Genomic DNA, 8,867 nt, shown 5'->3' on the forward strand with positions numbered 1-8,867 from the left:
CACGCGCTCCAGTTCCGGACGCAGGCGACCCAGGTGCCCGACCAGGGGGGCGGCGACCTTCGGTCCGACATCCTCCACCGCCACGAGCCGTTCCGATCCACGATGAGGATCACGGCAAATGATCACACCCGCAGCCGCGAGCCACACCTGAGGACTCGCTCGCTTGTTGCCGACCCGACAGCACCCCGTCGATCTCACGGCACGCGAGCGCCTCAGCGGCAGTGAGTATTCCAGAGATTATCGGCGCGGCACGAGTACCGGGACGGGTGCGGTTGAGTTCCGCGATGGGCTCTTTGGTGGTGCGTCTACGGAATCGCCTTCGCAGCACCCTGATACACGGAGGCTCATGAGAAGGCAGCCGACAGCACGCCAAGGCGTCCCGGCAGCGCGGTAGCGACGATGTCGGGCTTCGGCGCGCACAGCAGGTCAATCAGCCCTGATCGGTGGGCCTGGAACCCCGCGGTTCGGCCCGGGCGACCCAGTTTCAGGGCGGAGCAGCGAAATCGTCACTGGCCCAACGGTTTATTAGATGATTCGCGGCATACACCTGATGATGGGTGACAGACGAAACGGGGGCCGGGAACATTCGCGAGAATTCCGGCGCTAAGGATTTATGGCAGATAGTCGCGAACTATCTGCCATAGACTCTGAATTGCCCTGGCGCGATGATGGTTGCGGATAGGACGACTCGGGCAACTATCTGCCATAGAGCGGGAGGTGGGCGTGGTGCGGACGCTTCCTGCGCGAACGGCCGGGGTGCGGTTGGCGGACGCGTCACGCGTGTATCTCGCCACGATCGTGGCGGTGAACACCCGCCGCGGTTATGCCGCCGCGTTGGACCGTTTGGTCCGCGACTTCGGCGCGGACAGCGATGTGGCGCTGCTGGATCCGGATCGTGTCGGCGGATGGTTCATGTTCGTGTGGGGCGAATCCTCGCCCAAGACATTCAATCTCCGGCTGACCGCGCTGTCGTCGGCGTGCACGTATTGGCGCGAAAATGGATGGCTGAGCACCGATCCGGTGATGCGGTTGCGGCCACGGCCAACGCCGCCGGACAACAGTAAGGCCATGACCTCGCCGGAGGTGGCCGAGCTGCTGGGTGGGGATGCTGCGCTGCGCGAGCGGGTGCTGTGGACGATGCTGTATGAGTCCGCGGCCCGCGTTGAGGAGATCCTTACTCTCGATATCGACGATCTCGACATCGCCAACCGGTGTGCGCCTGTCATCCGTAAGGGCGGGGCCCGCGATGTCATGTACTGGCAGACCAAACCCGGACATCACTGATCTTAGGGACTCTAATACCGAGCGGTCTCATTCATTGGGGACGGGCCACTCCCACGAAGCACTGATTCCATCGCCAGGGGTTCGCACGTTGGCTACCTTCAGCTGCATGATCTATCCAGGTGGGGATTCGGTGCTGCGCGTGGCGCAGATCGCGAAGATAGCGCACGAAGATTGGATGCAGGATTGGCCTATCGAGGTATCCGATCCGGAACGGCTCGATGAGTTTGTCGATCTGCTGATCACGAACAAGGCGGATTGGGAGTTGAGCTTCTGGTTGCTGGATCTGGTTCTTGAGTCGGCGAATGACGATCTTCCTGAACGAACCGAGCCCTTGGTCGACGCACTGGTTGTGGTTTGGGAGGCCACGGGAGCACCGGGAATAGCTCAGAGGCTCGAGTACTGGGCTTGCCTGGACGCATCAGACCCTGAGGAGATGTTCTGGGTGAGTCCGCTGGTTCGGGAGGCCCGACGGCGGATCGGCCACGACACGATTTGACCAAAGCGCACGATTCGGCAGCGCAGGACATCCTGGCCCACAGCAGGTCACCCGCCAGCCACACCGACGCGACCCGGCCCGGTCCGCACGCACAGCGGCAGAAGAGGATGTTTCCCGCCAATTGCTGAGTCGAAGGCGATGTCCGTCACGGTGAGATCTTTGCTGTGAGTCGGCGGGAGTTCCTGGTGCGCAAGCACTATGACGATGACCAGATCGCCGCACTGGTCTACCTGGTCGCCATGATCAACGCCACAACCGGCTGCTGGTGATCACCAAGACCACAGGCGGCTCCTACCAGGCCGGCACATTCGACAACGTGGCGAACTGACCGGCACACCAATCCCTGCCCGGCCCAGGACTGTTCTATCCCGGGCCTGGCCGCGCCGTATATGCCATTCCGAACAGCGCGATCAGCGGCATCAGCGAACGTTCGGCCAGTCCGTTCGAGCTGCGCACAGGTCTGTCGCGTGCACAGTGTCACGCTTGGACGCGAAGGCCGTCGAAGAGGAAGTCCAGCAGTGTGCGGGCTTGCTGGGTTCGGTCCGGATCTCCTTCAGTGGCAAGGGCTATCGCGTTGACGAGCTTCAGTAACTGGGGTGCGGTCAGCCCGGAACGGATCTCGCCCGCGTCTTGAGCGCGCTGCAAAAGGCCGGTTGCCGCGGCGAATATTTCTTTCCGGCACCAAGATTCGGTCGATGTGCCTATGACTGCGAGCAGCGAGGCCGCGAGGCCGCGGGTGGCGCTGCCCTGTGCGACAACGGTGTCGAGCCACAACCTGAGCGCCTCGGCGGGGGCGTGTGCCGTGGCCAAGTCGCCGGCTCGGTGGGCCAGTGCCTCTATGTGGTCGTGGTGGACCGCTTCCAGTAGTGCCTGTCTGGTCGGGAAATGGCGGTAGAGCGTGGCATTGCCGACCCCGGCGGCGCGCGCGATGTCGTCCAGCGGCACCTGCGGGCCGTGTTCGGCGAAGGCATTGGTGGCGGCGGTGATGAGCCGCTCGTAATTGCGCAGCGCGTCGGCGCGGGCCGGTCTGCTCGGGGCTGGTGTCATTACACTCCGATTGCAAAACGGGGATAGTCCCCGTATCGTAGCCGACGGTTAAGCGGGGACAATCCCCACTTATTGCCGATGCAGGCGAACAGCGCTACTCGAGGAGGCTGCGATGTCGGACATCGTGTTGGTTACCGGAGCGACGGGCACCCAGGGTGGCGCAACGGCTCGCGCACTGCTGGCGGCGGGTTGGCGGGTGCGTGCGCTGGTGCGTGACCCGGACACGGCGGGCGCTCGGGTGTTGGCAGAGGCGGGTGCGGAACTGGCGCCTGGCGATATGGGCGACCGAACCACGCTGGATACGGCGGCGGCGGGTGTTCACGGGGTGTTCAGCGTGCAACCGACCGCGGGATACCCTGGCACACCTCCCGGCTTCACCGTCGACGATGAACTGAGGCTCGGCCGCAATGTCGCGGATGCGGCCGCGGCAGCGGGTGTTGCTCACTTCGTTTACGCCTCGGTCGGCGCTGCAGACGCCGATCACGGCATTCGCCGCTGGCAGAGCAAGGCGGAGTTGGAGAGATACTCGACTCGGCTCGGCCTGCCGACCACCGCATTACGCCCGGTGCGCTTCATGGAGAACCAGCTCGACCCCCGCTTCGGCTTGCACGAGGGAGTACTCACCGATGTCATCCATCCGGACGTACCCGTGCAGCTGATCGCGGGTACCGACATCGGTGTCTTCGCTGCGCGGGCTTTTACTCATCCGGACGAATACATCGGAGCCGCGGTGGAACTGGCGGGCGACGAGCTGACCATGACCGAGATCACGGAGGCCATGAGCCGGTCCCTCGGACAATCGATCGCATACCGAGCGATCCCACGAGAAGCATTGTCGGACAAGGACCCCGACGCCCTCGCCGGCTACCGGTTCGCCAACCAGGGCGGAGGCTGGAATGCCGACATCGTGGCGCTGCGGCGATGCCATCCGGAACTGCTGGATTTCACCACCTGGCTGGAGCGTGAAGGTGCATGGCAGTACTCCGCTTACACCGCCCGACCCTGATGAACATTGCCGAAGACATGCGCGGGCAACTCGATCGGCGGTACTGCGTAGTGCCGGGTCCGCACGCGCCGCCCGAGATATGCACGCTCATCGGCATGAGCGCGTGTCGAGTTGTCATGCACCAGAAGGCTACGCCGGCGGCGAGAACGGGCGTTCGTTGATATCGACTCGCTGCTGCGGCCGGTTTATGGGTACGCCAAGCAGGGCGCGTCCTATGGGTTCACCAAGATCGCGGGCAAACAGGTTCTGCGCAAGGGTCTTTCACCATTGGCGACCACGATCAGCACCGATCTTGCCGCGCCCATTGCCGTCCTCATCGACGCTGGCCGGGCCGTCGCCGTCCAGGCGCGCGGCGACATGCCGGTAGGCAGTGTCCACGGCGGCGGCATGCTCGCCCAGCAGCGCCGCCGGGCTCGAGGGCAGGTTTAGCGCGTTCATGCCCACCTCGCGGGTCCGTTCCCACGCTTCGCCCGACAGCAGCTGGGCGCGCGGGTCACGCCACCGCGACGAGTGTGGCGCGACGATGTTGCGCTGCTTGAGATGTCGGTGGAACTGCTCCAACAGGCACAACGTGTAGGCGGCGCGGTCCACCGTCTCGGGCGGACGAGGTTCGCGATACACCAGGCGTTTCCACGCCCCGCCGATCAGGTCGTGATCGACTTTGCGGGCATCGAGCCGTCGCGGGCAGTTTCGTCTTCGTCGTCATCAACTCACCGAGGGTCTTCGTCGCCGCCAGCACCGCCGCGCCCTCCGCGGTCGCGCCGAACTCGACCACCCGCATCATCGGCGGCAGGAACGTACGCACCGTCGCCAACCTTCCGGCCAGCTCCTCGAGCCGCTGCCCGTTCAACTCGGCGTCGTCGACCGGCACGAACTCGTCGATCGCGGCAACCGCCCTGCGCAGCTCGCTCTTGGTGACGGCGCTCTCGATGAGATCCCAGATCATCTCCAGACTCAGCTCCGGCCCCACCTCCGTCATCTCCAACAGCACCTTCACCGCGGCGGCGAGCCTGCCCGCGTGCCGCGACACCCGCGGGTAGCGGCGCAGCTTCTCATCCCTGGATTCGCGTTCGGCCTTGGAATACAAGTCGGTGACCATCAGCAGGTCGAACAACTCGAGAACGTCATCGGTGGCGCGCCCGATCAGGACCTTCACCGTCGCCACCAAAACTGCCATCCGATACTCGGGCGGCTCGAGCCGCCGCAGCTGCGCCGCCTTGCTCGACAACCCGTAGGTCGCCAACCCGACCAGGCGACGCGGTGGCACCTGCGACACGTCCAGATCGACACCGAGCCCGAGCAGGTCCGACAACCGATCCACCGCGGCGACCATGCCCTTGGAGGTGGGCCGAAACACGCCCTTGCGCAGCCGCTCCAGCTCGCTGACCCGCCCCTTGCCATTGGCAGGCGCGCTCAGCAGCGCACGCAGCGCCGTCTTCGCTGTCGCCGGTAGCCGTTGCGTGATCTGAGCCGACAACCGCCGATCAGCCGTCTTACGGCCTTCTCCGACAAAGCGTTCCAATGTCGTGATCCCAGGCAGCAGCGCTTGGCGCTCCCGCAGCCACGCCACCGCGCCGTCGGAGATCGCCTTCGGTCCATCGCCGGTCATCCACGACTGGTCCACGATCCACGCCGACAACTCCGCTTTGACCTCGGCGAACGCCGCCAAGCCGTACTCCCGCTGGATCTCCCACGCGTGTTCGAGCTTGGTCTTGTCCCGATCCACGTAGCTCTTCACACACGCCGGATCGGCGATATCGAGCTGCTCGGCGACGTAGGCGACCACCTCCGCCGGCACGTCCAGGGGATCGGTCAGGAACATGCCCAAGTGACGGACCGTGACCATCTGGAGCGCGAATCCAAGGCGGTTGTAGTCACGGCGACGGGCCGCGATCAGCCGCCGGTCCTCATCATCGAGATAGAAGAATCTCTCCAGCTCAACCCGCGAATACGACCCGAACCGGCCGTAACCCTCATCCGTCACCGCGACATGAAATCACCTACCGGCCAACCCCGTTCGCCGAATCAGATCCTTAAGCGCCGGATTTCTCAAAGTCAATGACTTGCTCGCCAAGGTCGAGGCGGAGGTCCGGGCGGAATACGAGCCCGCAATGCTCAGGCTGGCCACCAAGGACGCCGAAACATTGAAATATATCCTGAGCAGTTTCAGCATCGCCGGCGCCCGAGATGCCGCGTGGGCCACCACGCAGATTCTCTGCATACAGCGCGACAACAATCTGCTCCTCGGAACGACACAGCAAGCCCTCGAACAATCCGTTGCCACCGCTGGCCGAATGCTCCTCACACCGGTCGTTCCGCCGCCAGAATGACGGTCGACCACTCGCCCACCCAGTCCTCGGCGACGAACGGCGTGCGAACAAGGTGGTTCCGGATCACCGCTGCAACTGCTCGGCGGCGCACGTCGGTGCCGGTGATCGCGATGACGGCCAGGTGATGGCGCAGCGTCTGCCGCGCCGGCTCGTCAGTGAGCTCGGGATGCAGTTGCTCGGCGGCGGTGTCGATGCGTGTCATCTCCTCGGGGCCGAGCAGGGATTCGGCGGCGGCGCCGACGGCATGCACGTAGGCGTCGACAGCGGGGCCCAGGCGCAGGCGCGGTTCGCGCAGTTCCCGTCTCTGCTACCCAGGAGTCCCGTTGCCATGACAAGAAATCCACCGGAAAGCCTTGAAACACCTTGACATCAGCCCGTTCTCGTTAACTCCGTGATCTTGGGGTACTTCCTCGGTGCTGCCACAGATGACTCCTTCCAGTCCTACGGGCCACAAATCGAAGCCCTCCAGAAACGGGGGATACGCGGGACGTTCTTCGCCTTCACTGACGTAAGCCGGTGCCCAAGCGCTGCACCAAGCCGACTGAACGTATTCCCGGTGGAAGAACATCCTTTTGTCTACGAGTCACCGCTTGGCCAGTGCCGTCGCTGGTTTCGGCGCGCTGTTCGTCACGCCCCCGCCTGATCACGAACAGTGCGGCACTGCCCAGCTTGGCTCCGGAGGCGATAATGAGCTCCGCTGTGATCGTGTTGCACGAACTCGGAGAACGGCGGATCGGGCTGATCGATCCGAGTGCGCGCTCACCCGCCGTCGGCGGCGATCCGGCCGATGCTATCCCAGGCGGCGGCTACGTGCTCGTACCTGGTGGCCGTGCCGCCGATCGCCAAGCGAAGCGTGAACGCGCCATGAACCACGGTGTGGGACAGGTAGACCTGGCCGGATGCATTGAGCGCCTCGAGCAGCCGCTGATTGGGTTCATCGGGCCCTCGAAGTCGGAAGCAGACTAGTGACAGCTGATGCGGGGCCATCAGTTCGAAGCGCTCGTCTGCACCCACCCATGCGGCGAACTGCTGTGCCAGCGCGACACTGTGCCGGAAATGCGTCCGCAAACCCTCGATTCCGTAGCAGCGGATAACCGCCCACAGCTTGAGCGCCCGGAAGCGACGCCCCAAGGGCACCTGCCAGTCCCGATAGTCGACCACCGCGCCCGAGTCCGTCGCGGTATTGCGCAGATATTCCGGCAACACCGACAGCGCGCCCACCAGTGCCTCCCGGTCGGCGACATAGCAAGCGTCGCAGTCGAATGCAGTGAGCATCCACTTGTGCGGGTTGGTCGCGTAGGAGTCGGCATATGCGGCCACCCCTTGATGAATCCACCGCAACTCCGGGCACACCGCGGCGACCCCGGCGTAGGCCGCATCCACATGCAGCCATACGCCGTCGTATTCCCGGCAGATCCGCCCGATCGACTCGACCGGATCGACCGCACCGGTCGAGGTGGTACCTACCGTGGCCATCACCATGACCGGGATAATGCCCTGCGCCACATCTATTTTCATCGCCGCCCGCAGCGCATCCGAATCCATCGACAGATCCGGGCGCGTTTCGATGAACCGTATCGATGACGCGCCGAGACCGCTGATACGCACGCCTTTCTCCAACGCGGAGTTCGCTTGTGTCGAGGTGTACACGGCGTAGCGACCGCGCTCGACACCGTCGCGGGCTACCTGTCCGCCGGAGACCCGATGCAGCGCGGCGACCAGCGCCACGAGTATCGCGCTGGACGCCGTGTCCTGGATGACACCACCTCCGGTGCCCGCGAAGGTGAACTTCTCGGGCAGCGCCAACATCTCGGCCAGCCAATCGAGTACATGCTGCTCCAACTCGGTGCAGGCCGGACTGGTCTGCCACAGCATCCCCTGCACGCCAAGCCCGGCCGCGAGCAGCTCCGCGAGCACCGCCGGGCCCGACGTGCTGGTCGGGAAGTAGGCGAAGAATCCAGGATGCTGCCAGTGCGTCAGTCCAGGAACCACAATCGTGTCGAGATCCGCCAACACGGCGTCGAAGGGCTCGCCCACCTGCGGCGGTGTGGACGGCAGCTGCCCGCGTACCTGTCCCGGCTTCACCCGGGACCGCACCGGCAGCGATTCCACCCGTTCCCAGTAGTCCGCGATCCAATCCACCACAGCCCTCCCATGACGGCGGAACTCTTCGGCGGTCATATGTTGGGGCACAGGTGTTTCAGCCATCGGCGGTCGGGTTTGCGGCGCTCGAGAGGGCCCGTTCCCCCGTACTCCTTCTTTTCCGTAGGTGCGCTGATGCGGTGGGTGCTTACCGAAAGTGCGAACGAACACGAGATGCGGAGCGGTCGAGCGGCAGACGCGATCTTAGCCGCCCGCGGAATCGACTGACCCGGCGGTTCATGCGATCGCGCACCTCGCGGAGTTGCGATGCATTCGTCTGTACTGCGACGTCTCCTCCAGCGGTGCAAGGGGATTGTGCCGTCGGTGACCGATGGTCCTGCTGAATCAGATCCCTCACTGCCGTAGCGGAGGTCGGTGTGGCCGTTGTCGTGGTGCGCCCGGTCTCACTCGCGGACGCGGTCTATTCCGCTCACTACCGGACGGTCGGTGACGGCCTTTCTGGTGGGATCGCCCACGATGCCTGACTACTCGGCGCGGCGACTGGTGAAGTCGAAGGATCCGCCGTCGATGCCCCAGGAGATGACCCGTTCGGGGTGGATTC

9 protein-coding genes and 1 pseudogene are annotated in these 8,867 nt (G+C 64.7%); 5 read left to right on the plus strand and 5 right to left on the minus strand.

Annotated elements, in window-relative coordinates; all coding sequences use genetic code 11:
* Positions 1 to 726 precede the first annotated feature (726 nt).
* Positions 727 to 1,284, plus strand: a complete 558-nt coding sequence (locus AB4Z47_RS24470) for a site-specific integrase (protein WP_441953910.1) — start codon at positions 727 to 729, stop codon at positions 1,282 to 1,284.
* Positions 1,285 to 1,372: 88 nt separating this feature from the next.
* Positions 1,373 to 1,780, plus strand: a complete 408-nt coding sequence (locus tag AB4Z47_RS24475; RefSeq protein WP_441953912.1) for a hypothetical protein — start codon at positions 1,373 to 1,375, stop codon at positions 1,778 to 1,780.
* Between the two features lie 477 nt (positions 1,781 to 2,257).
* Here AB4Z47_RS24475 and AB4Z47_RS24480 read toward each other — a convergent pair whose 3' ends face one another.
* Positions 2,258 to 2,827, minus strand: a complete 570-nt coding sequence (locus AB4Z47_RS24480; protein ID WP_441953914.1) for a TetR/AcrR family transcriptional regulator — start codon at positions 2,825 to 2,827, stop codon at positions 2,258 to 2,260.
* Between the two features lie 112 nt (positions 2,828 to 2,939).
* Here AB4Z47_RS24480 and AB4Z47_RS24485 point away from each other — a divergent pair, with 112 nt between their 5' ends.
* Positions 2,940 to 3,833 carry an NmrA/HSCARG family protein gene (locus tag AB4Z47_RS24485; RefSeq protein WP_441953916.1) on the plus strand — a complete coding sequence of 298 codons (894 nt, stop codon included), beginning with the start codon at positions 2,940 to 2,942 and terminating at the stop codon, positions 3,831 to 3,833.
* Between the two features lie 147 nt (positions 3,834 to 3,980).
* Positions 3,981 to 4,139, plus strand: a pseudogene (locus tag AB4Z47_RS24490) (IS1380 family transposase); the annotation flags it as partial.
* Here AB4Z47_RS24490 and AB4Z47_RS24495 read toward each other — a convergent pair.
* Positions 4,095 to 4,271 (minus strand): hypothetical protein, encoded by a 177-nt coding sequence (locus tag AB4Z47_RS24495; protein ID WP_441953933.1) that lies wholly within the window; start codon positions 4,269 to 4,271, stop codon positions 4,095 to 4,097. The pseudogene AB4Z47_RS24490 and the gene AB4Z47_RS24495 overlap by 45 nt on opposite strands.
* A 55-nt stretch (positions 4,272 to 4,326) precedes the next feature.
* On the minus strand, positions 4,327 to 5,817 hold the full coding sequence (locus tag AB4Z47_RS24500) for a DUF4158 domain-containing protein (protein WP_441953918.1): 1,491 nt from the start codon (positions 5,815 to 5,817) through the stop codon (positions 4,327 to 4,329).
* Between the two features lie 79 nt (positions 5,818 to 5,896).
* Between AB4Z47_RS24500 and AB4Z47_RS24505 the strand changes: the two genes are divergently transcribed.
* Positions 5,897 to 6,163 (plus strand): DUF5995 family protein, encoded by a 267-nt coding sequence (locus AB4Z47_RS24505; RefSeq protein ID WP_441953920.1) that lies wholly within the window; start codon positions 5,897 to 5,899, stop codon positions 6,161 to 6,163.
* On the opposite strand, the gene AB4Z47_RS24510 is transcribed toward AB4Z47_RS24505, so the two are convergent.
* On the minus strand, positions 6,135 to 6,413 hold the full coding sequence (locus AB4Z47_RS24510) for a hypothetical protein (RefSeq protein WP_441953922.1): 279 nt from the start codon (positions 6,411 to 6,413) through the stop codon (positions 6,135 to 6,137). The two genes, AB4Z47_RS24505 and AB4Z47_RS24510, sit on opposite strands and share 29 nt — an antisense overlap.
* A gap of 509 nt (positions 6,414 to 6,922) precedes the next feature.
* Positions 6,923 to 8,308 (minus strand): aminotransferase class V-fold PLP-dependent enzyme, encoded by a 1,386-nt coding sequence (locus AB4Z47_RS24515; RefSeq protein WP_441953924.1) that lies wholly within the window; start codon positions 8,306 to 8,308, stop codon positions 6,923 to 6,925.
* Positions 8,309 to 8,867: the final 559 nt, after the last annotated feature.

The sequence above is a fragment of the Nocardia sp. 2TAF39 genome (assembly GCF_052114905.1).
Classification (GTDB): Bacteria; Actinomycetota; Actinomycetes; order Mycobacteriales; family Mycobacteriaceae; genus Nocardia.